Raw genomic sequence first — 884 nt, forward strand, 5'->3', positions numbered from 1 at the left:
CACATCGCCCCGCGCCGCGGCAGGCAGGCTCGGCTCGCGGTCATGGCTAGCTTGTCCCTGCGGGTCACGGGCGCAGCATGTGCCCCAATCCGGCCGCCACTGCCAGCGCGGCCAGCACGCGCCCCGGCCGGGCGTGGCCCGCCGGGATCCGCGCCAGCACCGAGACACCCCAGCCGGCCGCCACCAGCACCGCCAGCCCGGCCGCGAAGCCCGCGACCACGTTGAGGCCCATCAGCACGCCCTCGCGCAGCGTGGGCTCGAAGGTCAGCGGCACCAGCACCTGGCCGTACTCGCCGATGCGCGTGGTCGCCACGCAGGCGGCCAGCAGCGCACCGGCCCAGCGCCACGCCGCGCCGCGCCAGGCGATCAGCGCGAGCGCGAAGCACCAGGCGGCCTCGAGGCCGATTTCCGGCCCGGTGGGGTCCTCGCCCGGCATCCAGCCATAGCGGCCGAGGCTGTCGGTGGCGGCGCGCATCGCGACCGTGCCCGCCGCGCCCAGGAGTGCCCAGCCGGCCGCCGGGCCGAGCGCGCGCAGTCCGTCGCGCAGCACCAGCAGCGCGACGAAGCCCAGCATGGCGGGCACCCCGCGCACCTCGCGCGCGCCGACCATGGCGCCGAACATGCTGCCATAGATGCCCGTCCCCATCAGCGCCGCCAGCAATGCCAGCGCGATGGGCACGACCAGGGGGCGCATCATTCGATTCGGATATTCGCCTCGCGCACCAGGGTCGCCATGGCGGCGCGGCCGTCCACCACGAAGCGGCCGAACTCCGCCGGCGTGCTGCCCACCGGCACCGCGCCCAGCCGGTCGAGCCGCGCGCGCACCTCGGCCTCGGCCAGCGCGGCGGCCAGCGCCTCGTGAAGGCGCGCGCCGACCTCGGCCG

Annotated in this window: 1 protein-coding gene and 1 pseudogene; both read right to left on the reverse strand. The window is 76.8% G+C overall.

Annotated elements, in window-relative coordinates; genetic code table 11:
• Nucleotides 1–64: 64 nt before the first annotated feature.
• Nucleotides 65–697, reverse strand: coding sequence for a hypothetical protein (locus tag HW578_RS27105; RefSeq protein ID WP_198373793.1), 633 nt, complete (start codon nucleotides 695–697; stop codon nucleotides 65–67).
• A pseudogene (locus HW578_RS27110) lies at nucleotides 694–884 on the reverse strand (Bug family tripartite tricarboxylate transporter substrate binding protein); the annotation flags it as partial. The pseudogene HW578_RS27110 and the gene HW578_RS27105, both read right to left, overlap by 4 nt.

The sequence above is a fragment of the Roseomonas rosulenta genome (assembly GCF_016106005.1).
GTDB classification, from domain to species: domain Bacteria; phylum Pseudomonadota; class Alphaproteobacteria; order Acetobacterales; family Acetobacteraceae; genus Neoroseomonas; species Neoroseomonas rosulenta.